Below are 22,808 nucleotides of genomic sequence, written 5' to 3' on the forward strand. Positions count from 1 at the left end.
TTCCTTATCGTTATCGAACCAGGAAAGAACCCAGCATGCCCACGCTTGTTCGCGCCGCTGTCCTGACCAACTACCTGGAGGTCACGCAATACCTTGGCTTCAATCCGCGTGATGTACTGGCGGCAGTCGGCCTGAGCAAAGCACAGCTGCTGGCGCCCGAGCAGCGCATTCCGATTGATTCGGCGGTGCGGCTACTGGAAGACTCGGCGGCCGCCAGCGGCTGCCAGACGTTCGGCCTGAGCATGGCCGAATCCCGTCAGCTTTCAGATTTTGGCGTGGTCAGTTTGCTGCTCAGCCATCAGCGCACGCTGCGTGACGCCCTGCAGGTGGTTGTGCAATACCGGCATTTGATGAATGACTCGCTGGCGATCTTCGTTGAAGAGGCCGGCAAGATGGTGATCATTCGCGAAGAAGTGGTCACGCAAACGCCGATGCCCAGCCGACAGGCCACCGAGTTGGCCATCGGCGTAATGTTCCGTCTGTGCTCGGCGCTGCTCGGTACGCACTGGCATCCCTACAGCGTCAACTTCACGCATCAGGCGCCCGATAATCTGCAACTGCATCGACGCCTGTTCGGCTGCACGCTGGAGTTCGGCAGCGAGTTCAACGGCATCGTCTGTTCCGATGCCAGCCTCGACGTCACCAACCCTAACGCCGACCCGGCCATGGCGCGCTATGCGCAGAGTTATCTGGATTCTCTGCAAGGTCATGAAAGCCATTCGCTGCTGCTTGAAGTGCGCAAGGCTATCTATCTGCTGTTGCCGATGGGCCGCGCCACCATCGAGCAAATTGCTCAGACCCAAGGCATGAACGTGCGCACGCTGCAACGTCGCCTCAAGGACGACGGCTGTGCTTTCAACGATGTGATCAATGAAGTGCGACGCGATCTGGTGTTGCGCTACCTGGAAAATCCCAACTACTCGCTGAGCCGCATCGCCGACTTGCTCGGCTACTCCATGGCCAGCTCCTTCACCCGCTGGTTCATTACCCAGTTCGACATGCCGCCCGCCACCTGGCGGGCAAAAAAAACGGCGACTGCTGGTACAGTCGCCGCGAAAAAACCGGTGTGATTGGCACCGGTTTAACTACCGCACCGGGCCGACGAGTCAGCACGGTGCGGCCTGCCTTACCTTAGAAACCCCAGTGCAACACCAGAAGCACCAGCACCGCGAGAAACACCGTCTCCCCGACCATCAGCAAGATCGGTTTGATGCCAACGGCGGCCAGCTCCTTGAGCTGCGTCTTCATGCCCAGTGCGCTGATGGAAATCACCAGGCTCCAGCGCGACAGCTCATTGACCGCGCCTTGCACTGCCGGCGCTACCCAACCGGTGCTGTTGATACAGGCCAGCAGCAGAAAACCGACGGCAAACCAAGGCAGCAATGGCGGACGTTTCCCTGACGTATCAGCCCCCTGCAAACGCGTGACCATCGCCGCGCAGACGATCACCGGCAACAGCATGGCCACGCGCATCAATTTCACCACCGTGGCGGTGTCCCCGGTTTCCGTCGACAAGCTGTAACCGGCACCCACCACCTGGGCGACGTCATGAATGGTCGCGCCCAAAAACACGCCCGCCACTTGCGGCGAGAGTTCCAGCCACTTGGCAATCATCGGGTAGACAATCATCGCCGTGGTCGACAACGCCGAAACGCCGATGACGGTAAACAGCGTGGCCCGCTCTTTCTGCGGGTGATGGGGCAGCGCCGCCGCCAGCGCCAAAGCCGCCGAGGCACCACAAATTGCCGTGGCGCCGCCGGTGAGCATGCCGAACAAGCGCTGAAAGCCCAACGCCTTCGCGGCCACGACTGACACGCCAATGGTCACCACCACCAAAAACACCACCAGTGCCACAGGCTTCCAGCCCAGCGCGGCAATTTGCTCAAGGGTGATGCGCATACCCAGCAACGCCACGCCAATGCGCAACACCGTGCGCGCAGTGAATTCGATGCCGGCCTTGCACACGCCATCACCGGCCAGAAAATTCAGCGCCATGCCCAGCAGCAACGCGAACAGCATCACCGGCGCACCGTAATGCTCGGACAAAAACGAAGCAGCTGCGGCGACGATCAGGCTGACGATAAACCCCGGGGCCAACTCGCGTGTCTGGCTATGAATACGGGTAAGCGCAACGGTACTCATGCCACAGACTCCTCGGAAGCGAGGACGATAAACGCCTGACCATCAATGACTTCAACCGGGTAGCGTGTGACTTTGACCTGCTTCGAATTGAGCAAATAGCCGCTGCGCAGATCGAAGCGCAAACCATGCGCGCAACACTGAATGACCTGGCCCTCCAGCCGACCGCCACACAGCGATGCACCCTGATGGGGACAGCTGTCGTCGATGGCCAGCAACTCACCGTCAACGTTGAACAGCGCCAGGCTTTTATCGGCGAACTCAAACAGTGACCGCCCTCCTCTCGGCGGGCATTTGTTGTCCGGTACAGCAACGCGCAACGCAGGAAGACGACTCATACTTTCACCTCGCAGGCGACTTCATTGACCGGGTCGCTGACGCGTTCGCCCGCCAGCCGGGCAATGTCTTTGAGGTAATGACTGCGCGCGTAGAAGAACACTGCGGCGGCCGCGATACTCACCAGCGGTACGAATTGGAAGGCCGCGTGCAGGCCGATCAGATCGGACAATTTGCCGGTGATGAAGGGCCCGGGCGCCAGCCCCAGCAGGTTATTGGCCAGGGTCAGTGTGGCGAATGCTGTGCCATGCACCGAGTAATGCGTCAGGTTGGCAACCATCGCCCCGGCAGGTCCGGTGGTGCCCGTGGCGATCAACATGCCCAGGCCGATCAGCAGCAATTGCGCGGGCCCAGCCGGCAAGGCGAAGGCCGCCGAAAGCAGCAAGCAACTGCCCAGGCAATAAGCGATGGCCAATGCGACTTTGCGCTCTGGCGCATGACGGCACAGCCGATCACTGATCATCCCGCAGACAATCATTCCCGCGCCGCTGCACAACACAATGACCGCCGCCACAGCACCGGCCTTGTCGGTGCCCATGGCGTAATAACGATTGAGGTAACTGGGCATCCAGACGATCACCGTGCCGCAGACGAACAACTGCAAACCGCTGCCGATGTACGTCGCCACCACCGAGCGACTGGAATACAAGGTGCTCAGCGGACGCTTGATCGCCGCCGCGGCTTTACTCGCCGCGCGGGTTGCGCACTGCGGTGCAATCCGCGCTTGCTTGACGATCAGCGGGTACAGCAGCGCCAGCACCAGACCGAACAGCGCCATGCCAGCGAACGACCAGCGCCACCCCATCTTCGCAGCGATCACCCCACCCAACGCCATGCCCAGCACCGAGCCGAACATACCACCGGCCATAAACGCGCTGGCGAGGGTGGCGCGCATGTGTTTGGGAAACACCGAAATCACCACCGCGATGCCGACGCTGCCGTAAGCCGCCTCGCCGACACCGACCATAAACCGCGCAATGAACATCTGCGGATAGTCCTGCGCCACCGCACAACCCAATGTGGCCACGCTCCACAGGAAAGCCATAAATGCCAGACTTCTCACCCGACCAAAACGGTCGGCCAGCAGCGACAGCGGAAAGGTCAGCAGCCCGACCATCAACGCGACGATGCCACTGAGCAAGCCCAGTTGACTGTCGCTCAAGGCCCACTCGACCTTGAGCATCGGAAACACCGCGTTGAGTACCTGACGCGACATGTAATCGGAAATCAACAAGCCGAACGTCAGGGCAAAAACGATCCAGGCATATGTGCGCGCAACACCGACGTCGTTATCGTCGTCATCGCTGGCGCTGGGGTGATAGGCCATGCAGCCTCCTCGAAACTTTGTTGTATTTGTTGTTATCGAGCTGTTGGGGTAACGCAACGAACGAGAGGCCAGCGGCCCCTCGCCCGGTTCAGTCAGCCGCGTTGCGGCAGGCCTTTTTGCCCGGCCTTGCGGTTGGGCGCCATGCCGTTGGCCAACAAGGTTTCTTCGATGCTCTGATACGCCACGCCAATGCGATAAATCTCGCGGGCTTCCTTGCCGGTAGCAATCTCGCGCCCCAGTTCATGGGCAATGCGCACGGTCTGCTGAATCTGTTGCACCGACCCGAAGCGATCGCCCTTGTGATCAATGATCGTGTCTTCATTGCCGACTCGCGGATGCAAGCCCATCGCCAACGCCATGGTGTTGAACGGCAGCACGTTCTTGAGCAACGACTCGGACGTCAGGGTGCACGCGTCCGGTACGCGATGGATAAAGTTAAAGAAGTTGAACGGGTTCGGCCCGTCGAAACCACCGCCGATGCCAATCCAGGTGAGGTTCAACGGGCCCATGTACACACCGCTGCGCACCAGACGCATCAGGGTTTCCAGGGCATGCATGCCGGTCAGTTGAAAGTGTGGCTGGACGCCTGCGGCCATTAGCCGGCGCAAATGTTCGGCGACCCAGGCCGGGCCGGCCGGCACGGTCATTTCGCTGTATGCGGCATGAATGGCCGGGTTGTCCAGCGAGGTGCCTGCGAGGTATTCCGGGTACAGCAACTCCATGATGTTCATCTGGGTGGTGTTGATCGCCACCGTGACCTGATCCGGTTTCGGTGTCAGCTCCGCGAGCATGTGCCGGGTGTCATCGGACAGCCACTTGGCGGCTTCACCATCGCTTTCCGGGGCGAAGGAAATCGAACCGCCGACCTGGATAATCATGTCCGGCACCGCTTCGCGCACACCGGCAATCAGCTCATTGAATTTCGACAGACGCTTGGAACCCTTGCCGTCGAGTTCACGCACATGCAGGTGCAAGACAGTGGCGCCCGCCTCGTAGCAATCGACCGCTTTCTGCACCTGTTCATCCATGGTCAGCGGGATGTCTTCGGGGAAATCTTCCGGCATCCACTCGGGGCCATACGGGGCCACGGTGATCACCACTTTTTCCATGTTTTCCGGGTGCAGGGAATCGTCGAGAAATTGCATGGGGTACTCCTTTTTTATGATTGTCCGCGCAGCCGGGTTCGCACCGGGCTGGCGTTTTCGAGTGCGAATGCAGTAAGGGTCGATCAGTAGGTCTTGTCGCCGACGATCCCGGCACGCTCCATCTTGCGATGGCACAACGGGTAATCCATCACGGCGTAATGCTGGGTGCTGCGGTTGTCCCAGATCGCAATGCTGTTGGGTTTCCAGCGCCAGCGCACTTGGTATTCCGGGATGTACGCCTGGCTGATCAGGTAGCGCAGCAACTCACTTGCGCCGGGGTTGGCATCCTGGCCGAATCGCACCCGAGCGGGGGTGTGGTAATTGCTGAAATGCGTAGTGAAGGCGTTGACGAACAGCACTTTTTCCAGCGTGTCCGGATGCGTGCGCACCACCGGATGCTCGGCATCGGGGTACGTCGCTCTAAGCGCCAGGCGTCTTTCGATCGGCAGCGCGGCACCGAAGCTGGCTTCGATGCTGTGCCGGGCACGCAGATCGGCAATCTTGATCTTCACGTCTTCCGGCAAACGCGCATACGCCTCGACCATATTGGCCCACATGGTGTCGCCGCCCACCGGCGGACATTCGACACAGCGCAAGACACAACCCATCGGCGGCGCCTCACGCCAGGTGGCGTCAGTGTGCCACGAGTTTTCGTAGCGTTCCGGCGGATGCTCCGGGCTCTTATAGATCCGCACCAACCCGGGATGATCCGGATCGCTGCCAACCATCGGGTGATCTTCAAGCTCACCGAAGCGCCGGGCAAAGGCCACGTGATCGGCACGGCTGATGTCCTGATTACGCAGGAACAACACGCGGTGCTTGAGCAATTGCGCGCGAATTTCGGCAAAAAGACCGTCGTCATGTACCGCGTCGGCAAGGCTGACACCCTCAAGCTCGGCGCCAATGCTGCACGTCAGTTGTTCGACTCTCATGGCTGACGACTCCTTCAGATGACGAAAATCGATGAGCCGGTGGTCTTGCGCGATTCCAGGTCACGGTGGGCCTGAACGGCATCCTGCAACGCGTAGTGCTGGTTGATTTCGATCTTGATCCGGCCACTGCCGACCAGATCGAACAGCTCGCCGGCCAACGCGGCTTTTTCCTCGGGGTCGGCGATGTAGTCAGCCAAGGCCGGGCGGGTCATGAACAGCGAGCCCTTCATTGCCAGCAACATCGGATCGACCGGCGGAATCGGCCCGGAAGCCGTACCGACGCACACCATCAGACCGCGACGTTTGAGCGAGTCCAGCGAGCCCATGAAGGTGTTCTTGCCAACACTGTCGAACACCACGTTGACGCCAACGCCGTCGGTCAATTCACGAACCTGTTGCGCGACGTCCTGATGGCTGTAATTGATCACATGGTCGCAGCCATGGGCACGGGCGATTTCGCCTTTGGCCTCGGTGGAGACGGTGCCGATGACCGTCAGCCCGAGCAACTTGGCCCACTGCGAAACGATCAGACCGACGCCACCGGCAGCAGCGTGCAGCAAGATACTGTCGCCCGCTTTAAAGTCGTGGATACGCCGCATCAGATAAGCCGAGGTCAGCCCGCGCATGGTCATCGCGGCAGCCGTTTCGAAACTGATGGTTTCCGGCAGTTTGATCAGCGGAGCCGCGGATATCAGACGCTCAGTGCTGTAGGCGCCGAGGGTGTTGAGAAACCCGGTGTAAGTAACACGATCGCCCACCCGCACATTGCTCACGCCCTCGCCGATGGCCTGCACCACACCGGAGGCTTCAACCCCCATGCCGTTAGGCAGCGGGATCGGGTAAGTGCCGTTGCGAAAGTAGGTGTCGGCGTAATTAAGGCCCACCGCCACATGACGAAGACGCACTTGGCCTGGGCCGGGATTGCCAACGTCGACATCTTCATAGCGAAGCACGTCGGGATCACCGGACTCGTAGAAGCGCACTGCTTTGGCCATTTTTCTTATTCTCCCTGCAAGGTTGGGCGTATCGCTCGATTGGCGTTGACCTGACTCTAGGTCGCGCGCCAGGCAATCGCTTCGCATCAGGCGACAATGGCTTTTCATTTGATGACAACGGGTGGCAAGACAAACAGGCGTCCGACGGGCCGCCCTCTCTGACGCTCACGCGCTACCGGTCACTTTTTCTTACACCTTTTGTCGCCAGATCCTACGCCGTACGGCGATCCGGAGCCGGTCGTTGCCGTCAGTTTGGTATCATGCGCCGCTTTTACGGTTAACCACCGCCCGTCCTGTCGACGGGCGGGCTGCAAAAGGCGGTATTAGATGACGGCTTTGTTGACTCGCCGCAAGGTGCTTGCGGGAATGGGCGTACTCGGGCTCGGCCTGCTCGCCGGCTGCGACACCCGCGGCGAACTGTCGTACAAGTACGGCAAAGATCTGAGCGACAAGATCCTGGGACGCACTTTCAAGTTGAAGAACACCGACGGCGAAACCATGTCGCTGTCGAGCTTTCGCGGCATGATGCCGATGATTTTCTTCGGCTTCACGCAATGCCCGGCGGTCTGCCCCACCACCCTCGCCCGCGCGGCGAAAATCAAGAAACTGATGGGCAAGGACGGCGATCGTTTGCAGGTGATCTTCATCACCCTCGACCCCGAACGTGACACGCCAGAAATCCTCGACGCCTACATGAAAGCCTTCGACCCGAGCTTCGTCGCGCTGTACGGCACCGTTGAAGAAACCAAGGCCACCGCCAAGGAATTCGACGTGTTCTACGAGAAAGTCCCGGCCGGCGATACCTACACCATCTCGCACACGTCGACCAGTTACGTCTACGACTCCCGTGGCGGCCTGCGCCTGGGCCTGTCCACCTCGCTTTCGGCAGAAGAATGCACGGAAGACTTGCTTACCGTTATGGAGGTTTGCTGATGCACCCTGTTCTGAACAACATCAAACGTGCTGCGATTGCCCTGTCGCTGATGGGCCTGGCGTTTCAGGCCTCCGCGCAGACCAAAGTCGACGACGCGTGGGTTCGCGCCACCGTGCCGACCCAGACCGCCAGCGGCGCGTTCATGACCGTTACCGCCGACAGCGACAGCAAGTTGCTCAGCGTCGCCACACCGATCGCCAAAGACGTGCAGATCCACGAAATGACCATGAAGAATGACGTCATGAGCATGGGCCCGGTGAAGTTCGTCGAACTGCCGGCTGGCAAAGCCGTAAAGCTTGATCCGAACGGCTACCACGTGATGCTGATGGGCCTGAGCGCGCAGCTGAAAGAAGGCGAAACCGTGCCGCTGACCCTGACCGTCGAGAACGCCAAGGGCGAGAAAGAAACCCTCGAGGTCAAAGCGCCGGTTCGCTCGCTGACCAACATGGAAGGTCACGATCACAGCAAAATGCACTGATCTGACTGACTGAAACACCTGCGGGGCGGCCTGATCAACGATCATGCCGCCCCGTTTTTTTGAGCTGATGGAAAGCGTGCTTTACATCGGCAAATTCTTCGGTGAGGATGTAAAGGGTCTTTTACATAGGAAGTGAAGAATGAACCGCTACTACCTCGAAATGGGCGCCGCATCAGTTCTCTACGTGCTGGTGTTGAGCCTTTCCCTGATCGCCAGCCAATCCCTGCTGGACGCCAACATTTTTCTGCGATCCGTGGTGGCCCTGACCCCGATCATTCCGGCAGGCCTGATGTGCTGGGCCATCGTGCGCAACATGCGGCGCATGGATGAAATGCATCTGCGCATCCAGTTCGAAGCCCTCGGTTTTGCCTTCGCCGCCTCGGCGCTGCTGACGTTCAGTTACGGGTTTCTAGAAAACGTCGGCGCGCCGCACATTTCGTGGACATGCGTGTGGCCGGTGATGGGTCTGATGTGGATTGTTGGGCTGCAGATTGCGCGACGCCGCTACCAATGAAAAACCGTCTGAAGGCACTGCGCGCCGAGCGCAAGTGGTCGCAGGTTGATCTGGCAGAACGCTTGAACGTGTCGCGGCAGACCATCAATGCGATCGAAAACGAACGCTACGACCCGAGTTTGCCGCTGGCATTCCAGATTGCCCGCGCGTTCGAAATGCCCATTGAAGACATCTTCGACGACCGCGAAAGTTAACACCGGCCCCCTGTGGGAGCGGGCTTGCTCGCGAAAGCGTCGTGTCAGTCGATATTTGTTTAACTGATACACCGCCTTCGCGAGCAAGCCCGCTCCCACAGGGGGGATGCATTTCAAATGTAAAAGGTGCGACGGGGGATCAATGGGCGATGCACACGGATTTTAGTTCGGTATAGGCCTCAATCACCGTCCTGCCAAACTCCCGCCCCATCCCCGATTGCTTGACCCCGCCAAACGGCATCGCCGGATCCAGCAGCACATGCGCATTCACCCACACCGTGCCCGCTTCAATACGCGGCACCAGGTTCATTGCCTTGCTTAAATCGTTCGTCCACAAACTCGCGGCCAAACCATACGGATTGTCATTGGCCAACTCGATCATCGCGTCCTCATCATCAAACGCAATCACCGCCAACACCGGGCCGAACACTTCTTCACGGGCCACGGCCATGCTGTGATCGACATCCGCCAGCACCGTCGGCTGCACGTAGAAACCCTCGCCTTCCAGCAGCTCACCGCCACACACCACTCGCGCGCCTTCACGCTTGGCCAGTTCGATGTGCTTGAGCACGCTCTGTTGCTGCTTGCGTGACACCAGCGGATTAATCGCTGCCTCGCAGTTCATCCCCGCGCCAATCGGCATGGCCGAAACCACTGCCGCGAGACCTTCGACAAACTGGTCGTGAATCGAACGATGCACATAGAAGCGCGACGCCGCCGCGCACACCTGACCGTTGTTCAGCAAGCCACCGAGAATCGCGCCTTGAATGGCTTTTTCAACATCGGCATCCGCCAGCAGAATCATCGGGTTCTTGCCGCCCAGTTCCAGCGCAAAACGGGTCATGTTGGCCATGCACGCGACACCAACGGTTTTGCCCACCGCCGTCGAACCGGTGAACGACACCTTGCTCACCAGTGGATGCGCCGTCAGCGCGCCGCCGACCGAAGCGCCGCCGCCCGTGACCACGTTGAACACGCCTGCCGGAATACCTGCCTCCAGTGCCAGTTCAGCCAGACGCATCGCGGTCAGCGGGGTTTCCATCGCCGGTTTGATCAGCACCGTGCAACCGGTGGCCAGCGCCGGCATCAACTTCCACGCGGCGATCATCAATGGAAAATTCCACGGCACGATGCCGACCACCACACCCACCGGTTCGCGCTGGGTGAACGTGGTGAATTTTGTTCCCGGCGGCAGCGGAATCGACACGTCGAAGGTCTGCCCTTCGATCTTGGTCGCCCAGCCCGACATGTAGCGCATGAATTCCACCGTGGCGTTGACGTCCAGCGCGCGGGCCATGTTGATCGACTTGCCCTGGCTGAGGGTTTCCAGTTGCGCCAGCTCTTCGCCGTGCTCCTCGACCAGGCGGGTGAAATTCAGCAGGATGCGCTCGCGATCGGCCGGGCGCAGCCCCGACCACACGCCAGACTTGAACGCCGCGTGCGAAGACTGCACCGCGCGCTCGACCAATTCGGTCGGCGCATCGAGGGTTTCGCACAAGGTCTGGCCGGTGGCCGGATCGACCACGGCAATCGTCGGCCCGTCAGCGAATTGCCACTGACCATCGATAAAGCAGCCATGTCGACGATCAATGAACGCCGCGACTTGCGGCAGCATTGCTACGTTGCTCATAAAGCCTCCTTGGATTTGAGGAAACACACCACGGCCTCACGGTCATCTTTCGAGGCCAGGCCCATGTAGGGCATGTAGGTGCCGGGCACGTAGGCCTGGGGTTGGGTGATCAGTTCGGCGATGGTCTCGGCCTGCCAGGTGACGTCTTTGTTGCGCATCGCCTGGGAATAGCTGAAGCCTGCCAGCGCGCCGGATTTGCGTCCGATCACGCCGTTGAGGTTGGGCCCCATCATGCCGGTGACGTCTTTTTTAACCGCGTGGCAGACGCCGCATTCGGTGTTGAAAATTTGTGCGCCGTGGGATAAATCCGCCGCACAATCGGCGGCAACGGCGGCTTGGGCGAGTGTCAGAGAAAACAACGAAGCACATGCAAATCTGAGCAGGGACATAGAAGACACATCCAAAAAATCAGTGAATACACACCAATCCCTGTAGGAGCCGAGCTTGCTCGCGAAGACATCAGCACATTCAGAATAGGGGTTGCCTGACACACCGCTTTCGCGAGCAAGCTCAGCTCCTACAGGAATAGGTGGCGACGGGAGCTGATGGAGATTGTCTGGCCTACCGCCAAAGCAGGTTTTGCCCTGCCTGCCAGTCGTGTTGGCAAGGCTGCCAATTGCGACTGGCACAGACACACAAGCACTTGGCAGACACAGCAATTCCCCGGTTTCGCCGCAGAGGCAGAATCCACTGGCACCCACTTTTCAGGGCACCAGTCAGGGAGTCCCCCTTCAATGCGAACCAACCGGATCACCGTACCGTCAGCGCTGGGCTTGAGCCTGCTGATGCTCGGCTTGAACAGCGCCCATGCCGATCTGCCGCCCGACACCATCGGCCAGACCACGCTGGCGTTCCCGCCCGAAGCGCACCGCGCTTATGTGGTCGACGTCGAATTCGAAAGTTTCGTGATGGGCCGCGTCACCGTGGTCGATCCCGACAAGAAGAAAATCCTCGGCATGGTGCCGACCGGTTTTGCCGCACCCTCGGCCCTGAGCCATGACCGCAAAACCCTGTACAGCGCCGACCTGTTCTACTCGCGCGGCACTCGCGGCACCCGCACCGACGTGCTCACCGCGTGGGACACCTCGACGCTGTCGCCCTCGTGGGAAGTGGTGATTCCAAGCAAACGCGCCGAATCCCTGACCCAGCGCTACGGCCTGAAACCGAGCGGCGATGACCGCTTCGTGTACGTCTACAACTTCACCCCATCGACCTCGGTGACCGTGGTCGACACCCAGTCCCATGCGGTCAGCAGCGAAATCGCCATCCCCGGTTGCGTGCTCAATTACCCGGTGGGCAACCGCCGCTTCGCCTCGCTGTGCGGCGACGGCAGCCTGCAAGTGGTCACCCTCAATGATCAGGGCCAGGAAACCGCGCGCAGCCGCACGCCGTTCTTCGACCCGAATGCCGAGAAGCTCAACGAGCGCGCGGTCAACGTCGGCGACACCTACTACTTCGTCACCACCACCGGCACTGTGCGCCCGGTCGATTTCGCCAGCGACGCGCCGAAGATTCTGCCGGCGTGGTCGCTGGTCAACGACGCCGAAAAGAAAACCGGTTGGGCCCCCGGCGGCTGGCAGTTGATGGCGGTCGCACCGAAGCTCGATCGTTTGTACGTGTTGATGCACGACGCCCACGAAGCGATGAAGTGGGAAGACCCGAGCACGCTGATCTGGGCCTTCGATATCAAAACCGGCAAGAAGGTCGCGACCCTCGAAGCACCGACGCCGGTCTGGAGCCTGCAAGCCACTGGCGACGACAAACCGTTGCTGCTCGGCGCTGACGTCGAGGGCGGTTTGCAGGTCTTCGATCTGAGCACCAACAAGCTTCAATCGAGCATGCCGAAAGTCGCGAAAACCGCGACGCAAGTCATGAGCTACTGAGGAGGTTCAGTCATGACCCTTGACCCGATTTTCATCATCGCCAGTGCGCTGGCCGTCGCCGTGCTGCTGGCCAGCGCGGCGACGCACAAGCTGCGCGCACCGGGGCGGTTTGCCAAGCAACTGGCGGACTATCAACTGCTGCCCGAAACGCTGGTACGGCCGATTGGCCGAGTGATTCCACTGCTGGAATTGCTTATCGCGTTTGCGTTGCTGGTGCCATTCAGCCGCGCGATCGCAGCGGTCAGCGCAGCGGTGTTGATCGCGCTGTACGCCGCGGCTATCGGCATCAACCTGTGGCGCGGTCGGCGTGACATCGACTGCGGCTGTGCCGGGCCGGATCAGGCACAGCCACTGCGCCCGGTGCTGCTGGCGCGCAACGCGGTGTTGGTGGCTCTGGCGTTACTGGCGAGCAGCACGCCGATCGTTCGCGACCTGGGTTTCTTCGACGGTTTCGTCACCGTCGCCGCCAGTGCTGTCGCGCTGTTGATCTACGCCGCCGCCGACGGCTTGCTGGCCAACTCCCCTCTTCTGCTCAAATTGATTGGTAGGTGATTTATGCAAGGTCTGATGATTTCCAACGTGCTGTTGTGGGTGCTGCTGATTGCGCTGGCGTTCGCGGTGATGGGCCTGGTGCGGCAGATCGGCGTGCTGCACGGGCGCATTGCTCCGGCCGGTGCGCTGATGGTCGATAAGGGTGTGGCGGTCAACGAAGCGGCGCCGCAAGTGACCGCTGCTGATCGTCATGGTCGTCCGGTCAATTTTGGTTATGCCGGGGAAAAGAACCAGTTGCTGTTCTTCCTCTCGCCGACCTGCCCGATCTGCAAATCGCTGCTGCCGGCGATCAAATCCATCGCCAAACAACAAGCCGATCGCCTCGACGTGGTGTTTATCAGCGACGGCGACATGGATGCCCAACAAGCGCTGATCCGCGAACACAAACTCGATGACATGACCTACGTGGTCGGCCCGGAAGTCGGCATGACCTACCAGATCGGCAAGCTGCCGTACGCGGCGCTGATCGACAAATCCGGCACCTTGCGTGCCAAAGGTCTGGTCAATTCCCGTGAGCATCTCGACAGCCTGTTCGAGGTCGAACACCTGCACAGCGCCACGCTGCAGGAATACCTCAACAGCCAGCCGCAGCCGCATGACCACGGTCACGGCCATAGCCACAGCCACTGAGCAGGGAGACATTTATGAAACTGCTGGATCTGCTCTTTGAGCGCTCGACCCGCCGCGTGGCCGACACCACATCGCGACGCAAATTGCTGGCGCGCATGGGCTCGCTGATGGTCGCCGGCGCCGCACTGCCGCTGCTGTTGCCGCTGGATCGCACCAGCAAGGCGCTGGCGGCGGACAATCCCAAGGCCGGCGATCCCGGTGATCCGAACAGCTGCGACTACTGGCGCTACTGCTCGATCGACGGCTTTCTGTGCAGTTGCTGCGGCGGCTCGGTGACCTCGTGCCCACCCGGCACCGAAGCCTCGCAAGTGACCTGGATCGGCACCTGCCGCAACCCGGCGGACGGCAAGGATTACATCATTTCGTACAACGATTGCTGCGGAAAACAGAGCTGCGCGCAGTGCGCCTGTACGCGCAACGACAGCGAAGAGCCGGCGTACCGGCCGTTCAACAACAACGACGTGAACTGGTGTTTGGCGGCGAAATCGCACATCTACCACTGCACGGTTTCGATTATTCGCGGCGTCGCCGTCTGACTTGATCACCAAAAACCCCTGTAGGAGCTGCCGCAGGCTGCGATCTTTTGACTTTTCTTTTCAAGATCAAGATCAAAAGATCGCAGCCTTCGGCAGCTCCTACAGGGTTTGTGTGAATTTTGAGGATGTTGTTATGCGTCATTTGTTCGTGATGGGTCTGGCTTTGGTGTTGGCCGCGCCAGCGGTTTACGCCCGGGCCATTCCCAACCCCAATCAGCGGCATGCGCCGGGCAACGAATCGCCGCAAACGCCCATCGCCCAGGCGGGTTACAGCGTCGGCGTGAATTACCAATTGCAATGCGCTGGCTGCCACTTGCCCGACGGCAGCGGCTCAGCCGCCAACGACACGCCGCGTCTGATCGGTTTCGTCGGCAACTTCCTGAAGGTGCCCGGTGGTCGGGAGTTTCTGGTGCGCGTGCCGGGCATGTCGCAATCAGCGCTGAACAACGCGCAACTGGCCGACCTGCTCAACTGGCTGATTCGCGAGGACGGCATGGCTGGCAAAAGCACGCCTGCGCACTATCAGCCGTACAGCGCTGACGAGATTGCGCAGTTGCGCCACGAAACCATGCTCAACCTGCCCGGCACCCGCGCGGAGCTGATCAAAGCCATGCGCGCGCAAGGCATCGCCATCGATGACGGCATGCACTACTGAGCCTCAGGCGTGCTGCCTGCGGTACTCACCCGGCGCAATGCCGAAACGTGATTTGAATGCCGTGGAAAAATGGCTCGAATCGGAAAAGCCCCAGGAATAACCGAGCACCGAGAGCTTCTGCTCAGCCCCGGATTGACGCAGCGATTCGGCACACAAATCCAGCCGCCGATTCTTGATGTAGCGCGCCACCACCAAACCCTTTTTTGCAAAGATCCGGTACAGCCCGCGCACCGACATGCCGACTTCCCGCGCCAGCCACTCCGGACAGAGTTCTTCGCAGCGAATGTGCTCGTCGATGCACGCCAGGGTCTTCTGAAAGATCCGTTCATGCAGATCGCTGCAATCTTCGCTGTGGCTGATCGCCGGGCGCAGCAGGCTGACAATCGCCTCCAGCGTCGCTTCGCTTTCGCTGAGGCTGAGGTTCTTCTGCCGCGTCGCGTCGAGAATTAAATGGTGCGAGAGCATGGCCATCGGCGAACTCGCCGGGATGCGGTGGCCGCACTTGACCTGATTGAAGCGCAAGGTCTTCTCGACCAGATGCGTCGGCAGGATCAGCGACAGTTGCCGCGAGTTTTCGTGGTAAGTGAAATCGCTCGGGCGCGAGGCGTCGATCAGGGTGATGTCGCCCGCCGAGAGCAAGGCTTTGTTGTCGCCCTGGGCCATGCCCGCCGAGCCTTCGAGCTGGAACACGGCAAAATATTTACCGCCCTCGCCGGCAGCGATTTCCGTCGGCGTGCGATACAGGCGCGCCTGGCAGGCGTCGACAAAACTCAGCTTGAGCGCACCGCTTTGGTACTCGCGAATGCGCCCGGAGAAATCGGCGCCGAGGGTTTGCGCGTTGAAGGCGCCACAGATCTGATTGATCTGATGGATCCATTGATCGAAGCCGTCACGGCGTTGTGCAGTTGAAGAAATCATGTCTGGCCTCACGCAGGCTTGTTTTTATTATCTACGTCAATCCAAGCGTTCTTCCTGAACAGTGCGGCTCCTTCGTTGTGGCGCTTATTTCAAGCCGCCAAAACGTCGATAGAAACTCTCGCCGACATCCGGCAACGGCCCGTCCGCGGTTTCCAGCGCAGTGTTCAGCCACTCTTCGGCCTTGGCGTAGATCAATCGGTAAATGTTGCGGCAAAGCTGGCGGGCGGCGCGGCCTTCCCAATCGCCGGGGAGCAATTCGTCAGGCAGTTGCGGGTCGCGCAGCAGCAGTTTGCGGTATTCATGAATAAGCAGAAGACGTGCCATGAAGCAGTCGGCCGGCAGCAGGTTTTCCTGCTCGCGCAGTGCTTGCCAGAGCGGTCGGAACAATTGGATGAACTCGCTGTAATGCGCCGCCAGTTCCTCGATGTTCCAGCTCTCGCGCACCTGTGCACGCAGGGCTTTGGAGGCCAATACGTCTTGCGCGGTGGTTTCGAAAACGATGGTGTCTTCGAGCGCGCCGAGGTCTTGCAACGTCGCGTTGACGTCGGCGCGATCACTGCGCGGGCACGCCAGTACGGCCGGAGAAATCGCACCAAAACCTTGCCACTCGAGTTCTTCGCGCACTTGCTTGCGCTTGTCCTGGCTCAATTGCGTGAGCATCGCCAGGCACCACGAACCATCCCACGCCGGCACGGTTGAGCTGTACACGCGCTTGAAGGCCTTATCGAAGCGCCGGCGCCCGGTGCCGGTGAGGCTGTAGTAGCTGCGGCGGCCGACTTTCTCGGCGGTCAGCCAGCCTTCTTTGGTCAGGCGAAAAATCGAAGTACGGATCAGCCGTTCGTTGATGCCGATCGGTTCGAGCAACTGGATCAGACTGCCCAGCCACACCGTGCCGCCGTGGGGTTCGATGGCATCCCCGTACAGCGTAATGATCAAGGAACTGGCGCGGATCGGCGTCTGCTCCTGGAAACGGGTGATGAGGTGGTTCAAAGGTGTCAGCGATGACATGGGCGTACCGGGTTGAAAAAAAGAATGGAATATACCGAATCAAAACCTTTATGAGTGAACCCTGTGGCGAGGGGATTTATCCCCGATGGACTGCGCAGCAGTCCCGGCTTTTGGGGCCGCTTCGCAGCCCGTCGGGGATAAATCCCCTCACCACAAAGTCCTGCAACCACAGAAAGACCTGATCTCACTGGGATTGAGATGCTTTTGGGCGCAAGCCACTGTCACTGATCCGCGGGCGATTCGCTTCAGGCTCGCTCAGCGGTTCGCACACCTGCATCTGTGTCAGGCAGCGCTGGGCCAGCGCCTGGTACTCGCGAGTGCCGGCTTGTTTCCACGCCACTTCCTGATCACTCAATACGCGCTTGATACTCGCCGGTGCGCCCATCACCAATGACTGCTCCGGGCATTCAAATCCTGCTTTGACGAACGCCGCCGCCGAGATAAAGGAGCGTGCGCCAATTCGTGCGTTATCCATCACCACCGCATTCATCCCGACCAGCGCATCAGCGCCGATCCGGCAACCGTGCAACACCGCGCCGTGGCCAATATGGCCGTTGCGCTCGACCACCGTGTCGCTGTCGGGGAAGCCGTGCATCACGCAGGTGTCCTGCAAGTTAGCGCCCTCCTCCAGCACGATGCGGCCGAAGTCGCCGCGCAAACTGGCCAGCGGCCCGACATAACAATGCGGGCCGATGATCACGTCGCCGATCAATACCGCTGACGGATGCACATAAGCCGAAGGGTCAACCACCGGGGTCAGTCCATCAAGGCTGTAACAGGTCATCGCAGGCTCCTTTGGTGGACGTTGTGCGGTGAGATACGCAAAGCGATGCGTAAACAGGCTTGATTTGTATCACATCATTTCGATGCAGTGAAGAGAGAAAAGCGTATCGCTTTTGTCTAACACCGTTCATCGGCAATCCCGATCCCACAAAACCTACCAATATTCGCGTTATTTCAATCAGTTACTTAACTCCAACCAAGAACCAACGAGCTGTAGCAAATTCCACAACCTTCCATTTGAGACACGTTAATCTCATTTCAATCTTGCATTTACGTATCACGTTAAGCCTATACTCCGGCAAAACCGACGCCTGACGTCGAACCAACAACAAGCCGGCATTAGCCGAGCGTGCTCCGTGAGGGCCTTTGCCATGCCTCAAACCCTGGCCGTTGAACAGCTGCAAGCTGTGCGCCTGATCACCCTGCAACGTCCGCAGGCCTTGAATGCCCTCAACACCGAACTGCTCGGCGAACTCGCCGCTGCACTGAGCGCCGCCGAAACCGACCCCGACACCCGCGCCGTGGTGCTGACCGGCAGCCGCAAAGCCTTCGCCGCCGGCGCCGACATCAAGGAAATGGCCGAGCGCGATCTGGTCGGCATCCTCAATGACCCGCGCCAAGCCTCGTGGCAAACCATCACCCGCTTCAGCAAGCCGCTGATCGCCGCCGTCAACGGCTTCGCCCTCGGCGGCGGCTGCGAATTGGCGATGCACGCCGACATCCTGATTGCCGGCGAAGACGCGCGTTTCGGTCAGCCGGAAATCAACCTCGGGATCATGCCCGGCGCCGGTGGCACCCAACGATTGCTGCGTGCCGTGGGTAAATCCCTGGCAATGCAAATGGTGCTCACCGGCGAAGCCATCGACGCCCGCCACGCCCTGCGCGCCGGCCTGGTCAGCGAAATCACCCAGCCGGAATTCACCGTCGAACGCGCCGTGCAGATCGCCCACGCCATCGCCGCCAAGGCGCCATTGGCCGTGCGTCTGGCCAAGGAAGCGCTGCTCAAGGCGATGGACACCGATTTGGCCAGCGGCCTGCGTTTCGAGCGCCACGCCTTCACCTTGCTGGCCGGCACCGCCGACCGCGATGAAGGCATCCGCGCCTTTCAAGACAAGCGAGCGCCGCAGTTTCGCGGCCAATAACCGATTCGAACGATCTCCCGGAGAGCCTTGCCCATGAACTTCGAACACATCCTGTTTTCCATCGAGGCCGGCGTCGCCCTGCTCAGCCTCAACCGGCCCGAGCAACTGAACAGCTTCAACACCCCCATGCACCTGGAGGTCAAGGAAGCCCTGAAGCAAGTGCGGCAGAACCCGGAAGCGCGGGTGCTGCTGCTGACCGGTGAAGGTCGCGGCTTCTGCGCCGGTCAGGATCTCAGCGACCGCAACGTCGCGCCAGGCACTGAAGCGCCTGATCTCGGCGTGTCGATCGAAACCTTCTACAACCCGTTGATCCGCCAGTTACGCGATCTGCCAATGCCGGTGATTTGCGCGGTCAACGGCGTTGCAGCCGGGGCCGGGGCGAACATTCCGCTGGCCTGCGATCTGGTGCTGGCGGCGCGTTCGGCGAGCTTCATTCAAGCGTTCTGCAAAATCGGCCTGATCCCGGATTCCGGCGGCACCTGGACGTTGCCGCGACTGGTCGGCATGGCCCGCGCCAAAGCCCTGGCCTTGCTCGGCAACCGTTTGAGCGCCGAACAGGCCGAGCAATGGGGGCTGATCTATCGCTGCGTTGACGATGCGCAATTGCGCGACGAAGCGCTTACCCTCGCCCGCCACTTGGCCACACAACCGACTTACGGTCTGGCGCTGATCAAACGCAGCCTCAACGCCAGCCTCAGCAACACCTTCGATGAACAGCTTGAGCTGGAGCGCGACCTGCAACGGCTGGCCGGGCGCAGCGAGGATTACCGCGAAGGCGTCAGCGCCTTCATGGACAAACGCACCCCAGCGTTCAAGGGTCGCTGAACATGAGCGCACTCGACCGCAACGCAAAAATCGCCGTGATCGGTGCCGGCGCCATGGGCGCCGGCATTGCGCAAGTCGCGGCGCAAGCCGGGCATTCGGTGTTGCTGCTGGATAATCGTCCGGGCGCCGCCGCGCAAGCCATCGACGGTATCGACCGCCAACTCGGCAAACGCGTGGAGAAAGGCAAACTCGCGGCGGATGAGCGCGGCGCCATCGTCGCTCGCTTGCACGCGGTAGAAGCCATCGAAACGCTGGCCGACTGCACGTTGATCATCGAAGCGATTGTCGAAAACCTTGAAGTCAAACGCGGGTTGTTCAAACAGTTGGAAAGTCTTTGCGGCGACGACTGCATTCTTGCCAGCAACACTTCTTCACTGTCGATCACCAGCATTGCTGCAGGCCTGCAACGCCCGGGACGTCTGCTCGGGCTGCACTTCTTCAACCCGGCGCCCGTGATGCCATTGGTGGAAATTGTCTCCGGGTTGGCCAGCGATTCCGCCCTCGCCCAGACCTTGTTCGACACCGCCAAAGCCTGGGGCAAGCAACCGGTGCACACCCGTTCGACGCCGGGTTTCATCGTCAATCGCGTGGCCCGGCCGTTCTACGCCGAAAGTCAGCGCCTGTTGCAGGAAGGCGCCGCCGATTGCGCCACCCTCGACGCGCTGATGCGTGAGGCTGGCGGCTTTGCGATGGGCGCCTTCGAACTCACTGATCTGATCGGCCACGATGTGAATTACGCGGTGACCTGTTCGGTGTTCGACGCCTATTACGGCGACACTCGTTTTCAGCCGTCGCTGATCCAGAAAGAACTGGTCGACGCCGGACGCTTCGGCCGTAAAAGCGGTCGTGGTTTTTACGATTACAGCGAAGGCGCGCAACGTCCGCAGCCGCAACAAATCAGCAGCGATGCGAGCGTCGATAGCTGCGTGGTCGAAGGCGATCTCGGCGTCCTTAACGATTTGCTGCCACGCCTGAAAACCAGCGTGATCACGCGCGATGGCAAAGGCCTGTTAAGGGTCGGCGAAGCGGTATTGGCCCTGAGCGACGGGCGCATGGCCAGCCAACGCGCGAAGGAAGATGGCCTACGCAATCTGATCCTGATTGACCTGGCTTTCGATTACGCCAGCGCCAAACGCATCGCCATCAGTTGCTCGGCGGACATCAGCACTGACGCCCGCGAACAAGGCATCGCCCTGCTGCAAGGCGCCGGCCTGCAGGTCAGCCTGCTCAGCGACACACCGGGCCTCGCCGTGTTGCGCACCGTCGCCATGCTCACCAACGAAGCCGCCGACACCGTGCTGCACGACGTTGCCTCGGCGGCGGACATCGATCTGGCCATGCGCGCCGGGGTCAATTATCCGCAAGGCCCATTAGCCTGGGCCGAGCGCATCGGCCTGGCGCAGATCACCCAAGTCCTCGACCACCTGCAAACCAGTTACGGCGAAGAGCGCTACCGGCCATCGCTGCTGTTACGCCGCAAAGTCGCCGAAGGGAGCACATTCCATGACCAGCCTTGAAGCCATGAGCCTCGCCAGCCGTTGCGCGCAAACCATGTTCGACCGCGATGCCGCCACCCAAGGCTTGGGCATCCGCCTGATCAGCGCCGCGCCCGGCAGCTGCACCTTGGGCATGGGCGTGCGCGCCGACATGATTCAGGGCCACGGCACCTGTCACGGCGGTTTCCTCTTCGCCCTCGCCGACTCGGCGTTCGCCTTCGCCTGCAACAGTTACAACGACGCCACCGTGGCGATCGGTTGCAGCATCGACTACATCGCGCCCGCGCAGTTGGGCGACACGCTCACCGCACGCTGCACCGAGCAATCGCGCTCGGGCCGCACCGGCAATTACGACGTGCGCATTGAAAACCAGCAGGGCCAGTTGATCGCCCTGTTCCACGGCAAATCCTACAAAGTGCGCGGCACCGTGCTGACGCCGGAGACTCCCCATGAATGACGCTCTGATCATCGACGCCGTGCGCACCCCGATTGGTCGCTACGCTGGCAGCTTGAGCAGCGTGCGCGCCGACGACCTCGGCGCCGTGCCGCTGCGTGAACTGCTGCGCCGCCACCCGCAAGTCGACTGGAGCCAGGTCGACGACGTGATCTACGGCTGCGCCAATCAGGCCGGTGAAGACAACCGCAACGTCGCGCGCATGTCGGCGCTGCTGGCCGGACTGCCGGTCAGCGTGCCAGGCACCACGCTCAACCGTTTGTGCGGCTCGGGACTGGATGCAATCGGCACTGCCGCACGGGCGATTCGCAGCGGTGAGGCCGGGCTGATGCTGGTCGGCGGCGTCGAATCGATGTCGCGGGCACCGCTGGTGATGGGCAAGGCTGAAACCGCGTTTTCCCGTTCCGCAGAGATGCACGACACCACCATCGGCTGGCGTTTCGTCAATCCGCTGATGAAGAAAACCTTCGGCATTGATTCGATGCCGGAGACCGCAGAAAACGTCGCCGCACAGTTCAACATTTCCCGCGCCGACCAGGATGCCTTCGCCCTGCGCAGCCAGCAACGCGCCTCGGCCGCGCAGGCCAGCGGACGCTTGGCGAAAGAAATTGTTGCCGTGGAAATCCCCCAGCGCAAAGGCCCGGCCAAAGTCGTCGAGCACGACGAACACCCGCGCGCCGACACCACGCTGGAGCAACTGCAGAAACTCGGCACACCCTTCCGCGAGGGCGGCAGCATCACCGCCGGCAATGCTTCGGGCGTGAATGATGGCGCCTGCGCCTTGCTGCTGGCCAATGCGCAAACCGCACAGCGTTACGGTTTGAAGGCTCGCGGCCGTGTCGTGGCGATGGCCACTGCCGGCGTCGAGCCACGGATCATGGGCATCGGCCCGGTGCCGGCCACGCGCAAGGTGCTGGAACTGGCCAACCTCAGCCTCGCCGACATGGACGTCATCGAACTCAACGAAGCGTTCGCCGCGCAAGGTCTGGCGGTGCTGCGTGAACTCGGTCTGGGCGATGACGACCCACGCGTCAACCCGAACGGCGGCGCCATTGCCCTCGGCCATCCGCTGGGGATGAGCGGCGCGCGACTGGTCACCACCGCCCTGCAGGAATTGGAAGAGCGTCAGGGCCGCTATGCGCTGTGCACCATGTGCATCGGTGTCGGTCAAGGCATCGCGCTGGTGATCGAGCGTTTATCCGACTAAAGAACCGCGATTCCCGAGGTGCCGACAGGTATCCTTGGGGCATGCACTCAGAGCCCTGCGCCACCGGGGCGGAAACACAAAAATAATTCGAGTGA

26 protein-coding genes are annotated in these 22,808 nt (G+C 60.9%); 15 read left to right on the plus strand and 11 right to left on the minus strand.

What is annotated here, in order from left to right; translation table 11 throughout:
* The first annotated feature begins 35 nt into the window (after positions 1-35).
* Positions 36-1,070, plus strand: a complete 1,035-nt coding sequence (locus ACIOMO_RS05345) for an AraC family transcriptional regulator (protein ID WP_053119483.1) — start codon at positions 36-38, stop codon at positions 1,068-1,070.
* A 61-nt stretch (positions 1,071-1,131) separates the two neighbouring features.
* On the opposite strand, the gene ACIOMO_RS05350 is transcribed toward ACIOMO_RS05345, so the two are convergent.
* The 6 genes from ACIOMO_RS05350 to ACIOMO_RS05375 all read right to left on the minus strand — a co-directional run bounded on the left by ACIOMO_RS05350 (position 1,132) and on the right by ACIOMO_RS05375 (position 6,874).
* A complete protein-coding gene (locus tag ACIOMO_RS05350; RefSeq protein ID WP_159814516.1) occupies positions 1,132-2,142 on the minus strand; it encodes a YeiH family protein in 1,011 nt (336 codons plus the stop codon).
* Positions 2,139-2,477 carry a Rieske (2Fe-2S) protein gene (locus tag ACIOMO_RS05355; RefSeq protein WP_401238759.1) on the minus strand — a complete coding sequence of 113 codons (339 nt, stop codon included), beginning with the start codon at positions 2,475-2,477 and terminating at the stop codon, positions 2,139-2,141. Before ACIOMO_RS05355 ends, ACIOMO_RS05350 begins: the two co-directional genes overlap by 4 nt.
* Positions 2,474-3,802: an MFS transporter gene (locus ACIOMO_RS05360; protein WP_212549287.1), complete on the minus strand. Its 1,329-nt coding sequence runs from the start codon at positions 3,800-3,802 to the stop codon at positions 2,474-2,476. Before ACIOMO_RS05360 ends, ACIOMO_RS05355 begins: the two co-directional genes overlap by 4 nt.
* 92 nt (positions 3,803-3,894) lie before the next feature.
* Complete coding sequence (locus ACIOMO_RS05365; RefSeq protein ID WP_053119475.1) at positions 3,895-4,947, minus strand: 3-keto-5-aminohexanoate cleavage protein; 1,053 nt, start codon at positions 4,945-4,947, stop codon at positions 3,895-3,897.
* Between the two features lie 83 nt (positions 4,948-5,030).
* The gene (locus ACIOMO_RS05370) at positions 5,031-5,879 is read right to left on the minus strand and encodes a TauD/TfdA family dioxygenase (RefSeq protein WP_053119473.1); all 849 of its coding nucleotides are present in this window, start codon (positions 5,877-5,879) and stop codon (positions 5,031-5,033) included.
* Between the two features lie 14 nt (positions 5,880-5,893).
* Positions 5,894-6,874, minus strand: coding sequence for a quinone oxidoreductase family protein (locus ACIOMO_RS05375; protein WP_401238761.1), 981 nt, complete (start codon positions 6,872-6,874; stop codon positions 5,894-5,896).
* 327 nt (positions 6,875-7,201) lie between these two features.
* Here ACIOMO_RS05375 and ACIOMO_RS05380 point away from each other — a divergent pair, with 327 nt between their 5' ends.
* From ACIOMO_RS05380 to ACIOMO_RS05395, 4 genes are all read left to right on the plus strand, one after another.
* Positions 7,202-7,807, plus strand: coding sequence for an SCO family protein (locus tag ACIOMO_RS05380; RefSeq protein ID WP_053119469.1), 606 nt, complete (start codon positions 7,202-7,204; stop codon positions 7,805-7,807).
* The gene (locus ACIOMO_RS05385; RefSeq protein WP_159814508.1) at positions 7,807-8,286 is read left to right on the plus strand and encodes a copper chaperone PCu(A)C; all 480 of its coding nucleotides are present in this window, start codon (positions 7,807-7,809) and stop codon (positions 8,284-8,286) included. Before ACIOMO_RS05380 ends, ACIOMO_RS05385 begins: the two co-directional genes overlap by 1 nt.
* A 139-nt stretch (positions 8,287-8,425) precedes the next feature.
* Positions 8,426-8,800 carry a hypothetical protein gene (locus ACIOMO_RS05390; RefSeq protein ID WP_401238764.1) on the plus strand — a complete coding sequence of 125 codons (375 nt, stop codon included), beginning with the start codon at positions 8,426-8,428 and terminating at the stop codon, positions 8,798-8,800.
* Positions 8,797-8,994, plus strand: a complete 198-nt coding sequence (locus ACIOMO_RS05395; protein WP_212549283.1) for a helix-turn-helix transcriptional regulator — start codon at positions 8,797-8,799, stop codon at positions 8,992-8,994. Before ACIOMO_RS05390 ends, ACIOMO_RS05395 begins: the two co-directional genes overlap by 4 nt.
* Before the next feature lie 139 nt (positions 8,995-9,133).
* Here the strand turns inward: ACIOMO_RS05395 and ACIOMO_RS05400 are convergent, their stop codons facing one another.
* On the minus strand, positions 9,134-10,624 hold the full coding sequence (locus ACIOMO_RS05400) for an aldehyde dehydrogenase family protein (protein WP_401238767.1): 1,491 nt from the start codon (positions 10,622-10,624) through the stop codon (positions 9,134-9,136).
* Positions 10,621-11,013, minus strand: a complete 393-nt coding sequence (locus ACIOMO_RS05405; protein WP_401238769.1) for a c-type cytochrome — start codon at positions 11,011-11,013, stop codon at positions 10,621-10,623. Before ACIOMO_RS05405 ends, ACIOMO_RS05400 begins: the two co-directional genes overlap by 4 nt.
* A 345-nt stretch (positions 11,014-11,358) precedes the next feature.
* Between ACIOMO_RS05405 and ACIOMO_RS05410 the strand changes: the two genes are divergently transcribed.
* The 5 genes from ACIOMO_RS05410 to ACIOMO_RS05430 all read left to right on the plus strand — a co-directional run bounded on the left by ACIOMO_RS05410 (position 11,359) and on the right by ACIOMO_RS05430 (position 14,880).
* Positions 11,359-12,507 (plus strand): amine dehydrogenase large subunit, encoded by a 1,149-nt coding sequence (locus ACIOMO_RS05410; protein WP_400645909.1) that lies wholly within the window; start codon positions 11,359-11,361, stop codon positions 12,505-12,507.
* 12 nt (positions 12,508-12,519) lie between these two features.
* Positions 12,520-13,059 carry a MauE/DoxX family redox-associated membrane protein gene (locus ACIOMO_RS05415; protein WP_401238771.1) on the plus strand — a complete coding sequence of 180 codons (540 nt, stop codon included), beginning with the start codon at positions 12,520-12,522 and terminating at the stop codon, positions 13,057-13,059.
* Between the two features lie 3 nt (positions 13,060-13,062).
* Positions 13,063-13,689 carry a methylamine dehydrogenase accessory protein MauD gene (gene mauD / locus ACIOMO_RS05420; protein WP_053119452.1) on the plus strand — a complete coding sequence of 209 codons (627 nt, stop codon included), beginning with the start codon at positions 13,063-13,065 and terminating at the stop codon, positions 13,687-13,689.
* A 14-nt stretch (positions 13,690-13,703) separates the two neighbouring features.
* On the plus strand, positions 13,704-14,225 hold the full coding sequence (locus ACIOMO_RS05425; RefSeq protein ID WP_008079640.1) for a methylamine dehydrogenase light chain: 522 nt from the start codon (positions 13,704-13,706) through the stop codon (positions 14,223-14,225).
* Positions 14,226-14,358: 133 nt separating this feature from the next.
* Positions 14,359-14,880 carry a cytochrome C gene (locus tag ACIOMO_RS05430; protein ID WP_401238775.1) on the plus strand — a complete coding sequence of 174 codons (522 nt, stop codon included), beginning with the start codon at positions 14,359-14,361 and terminating at the stop codon, positions 14,878-14,880.
* Positions 14,881-14,883: 3 nt separating this feature from the next.
* Here the strand turns inward: ACIOMO_RS05430 and feaR are convergent, their stop codons facing one another.
* The 3 genes from feaR to paaY all read right to left on the minus strand — a co-directional run bounded on the left by feaR (position 14,884) and on the right by paaY (position 17,590).
* On the minus strand, positions 14,884-15,798 hold the full coding sequence (gene feaR / locus ACIOMO_RS05435; RefSeq protein WP_400749500.1) for a transcriptional regulator FeaR: 915 nt from the start codon (positions 15,796-15,798) through the stop codon (positions 14,884-14,886).
* 84 nt (positions 15,799-15,882) lie between these two features.
* On the minus strand, positions 15,883-16,806 hold the full coding sequence (gene paaX / locus ACIOMO_RS05440) for a phenylacetic acid degradation operon negative regulatory protein PaaX (RefSeq protein WP_008079637.1): 924 nt from the start codon (positions 16,804-16,806) through the stop codon (positions 15,883-15,885).
* Positions 16,807-16,990: 184 nt separating this feature from the next.
* Complete coding sequence (gene paaY, locus ACIOMO_RS05445; protein ID WP_401238778.1) at positions 16,991-17,590, minus strand: phenylacetic acid degradation protein PaaY; 600 nt, start codon at positions 17,588-17,590, stop codon at positions 16,991-16,993.
* Between the two features lie 370 nt (positions 17,591-17,960).
* Here paaY and paaF point away from each other — a divergent pair, with 370 nt between their 5' ends.
* The 5 genes from paaF to pcaF are packed head-to-tail and all read left to right on the plus strand — an operon-like array spanning position 17,961 to position 22,713.
* Positions 17,961-18,731 carry a 2,3-dehydroadipyl-CoA hydratase PaaF gene (gene paaF / locus ACIOMO_RS05450; protein ID WP_401238781.1) on the plus strand — a complete coding sequence of 257 codons (771 nt, stop codon included), beginning with the start codon at positions 17,961-17,963 and terminating at the stop codon, positions 18,729-18,731.
* A gap of 33 nt (positions 18,732-18,764) precedes the next feature.
* Positions 18,765-19,556 (plus strand): 2-(1,2-epoxy-1,2-dihydrophenyl)acetyl-CoA isomerase PaaG, encoded by a 792-nt coding sequence (paaG, locus tag ACIOMO_RS05455; RefSeq protein ID WP_401238783.1) that lies wholly within the window; start codon positions 18,765-18,767, stop codon positions 19,554-19,556.
* Positions 19,557-19,558: 2 nt separating this feature from the next.
* Complete coding sequence (paaH, locus tag ACIOMO_RS05460; RefSeq protein WP_401238786.1) at positions 19,559-21,073, plus strand: 3-hydroxyacyl-CoA dehydrogenase PaaH; 1,515 nt, start codon at positions 19,559-19,561, stop codon at positions 21,071-21,073.
* The gene (paaI, locus tag ACIOMO_RS05465; protein WP_053119433.1) at positions 21,060-21,509 is read left to right on the plus strand and encodes a hydroxyphenylacetyl-CoA thioesterase PaaI; all 450 of its coding nucleotides are present in this window, start codon (positions 21,060-21,062) and stop codon (positions 21,507-21,509) included. Before paaH ends, paaI begins: the two co-directional genes overlap by 14 nt.
* A complete protein-coding gene (gene pcaF, locus ACIOMO_RS05470) occupies positions 21,502-22,713 on the plus strand; it encodes a 3-oxoadipyl-CoA thiolase (RefSeq protein ID WP_401238790.1) in 1,212 nt (403 codons plus the stop codon). Before paaI ends, pcaF begins: the two co-directional genes overlap by 8 nt.
* Positions 22,714-22,808: the final 95 nt, after the last annotated feature.

This window comes from Pseudomonas sp. NPDC087804 (assembly GCF_044742965.1).
GTDB lineage: Bacteria > Pseudomonadota > Gammaproteobacteria > Pseudomonadales > Pseudomonadaceae > Aquipseudomonas > Aquipseudomonas rustica.